This is a genomic window from Clostridium liquoris (assembly GCF_002995785.1).
Taxonomy (GTDB): domain Bacteria; phylum Bacillota; class Clostridia; order Clostridiales; family Clostridiaceae; genus Clostridium_AO; species Clostridium_AO liquoris.
On the sequence record NZ_PVXO01000059.1, the window covers coordinates 1 to 871 of the forward strand.

Annotated in this window: 1 protein-coding gene; it reads right to left on the minus strand. The window is 33.6% G+C overall.

The genetic code is table 11. From position 1 onward, the window contains the following. Positions 1–871, minus strand: an 871-nt coding sequence (locus CLLI_RS11010; protein ID WP_242975588.1) for a transposase, incomplete at both ends; no start/stop codon positions are given.

Here is an 871-nt window from a genome sequence, read left to right on the forward strand (position 1 = left end):
GTGTCAGCAGGCTGAGCGCCAACAGTAAGCCACACTATATATTCAGAATCAACTCCATGCTGCACATTATAAGCAGGTTTTAATTGACCGTTTTTCATGGCGTCTTCTTTCATCCTCATAAATGTTGCATCTTTATCTGTTTTTGAATAACTATTACGCTTGCCGCAGGTATGAATTTTTTGTGTATATTCTTTTAATTTATTAAGATATTCCTCGAGTTTTTCGATAGAACGTTGAATTGGAGTTTTTCTTTTACCACATCCATGTACAAATTCAATATTTTCTTTTTGTTTCAAGGCATAAAGCTTCTTGCGTAGCTTTTTTACATGCTTCATTTTTACTTTGTTATCGTATACAAGCTTTATTCCATATAGTTCCTCACATTCAGCTACGAAATCAGCTAATTTAGAAAGTAATCTCTCCAAATTTTTTGAAACTGCTTTTTTCCAAACAAAAGTATACTTGTTAGCACATGCTTCTATTTTTGTACCATCAATAAATATAGAATCTCCTGATATTTCTCCAATATCATAAAGAAAATTTGTCATTTCAGCCATAATTGTTTCTGAACATGGAGCGAAGTGAAGACTACGAAACCTTGCAAAGGTAGAATGATCTGGTACTGGTGAACCTTCTAAAAGGTACATGAAATTTACATCTCTTTTGCAGGATAGCTCCATTGATCTTGATGAATAATTATGATTCATATAAGAGTAAAGTACAATCTTCAGCATCTGACGAGGCGTAGCCTGATTTTCCCTTAATCGGGAATAAGTCGAATATAAATCTGTTAAGTCCATCTCCTCTACAAACTGACTTAGCAAACGCACCGAATCATTATTTGGAATCATGTACTCAATATTTAATGGAA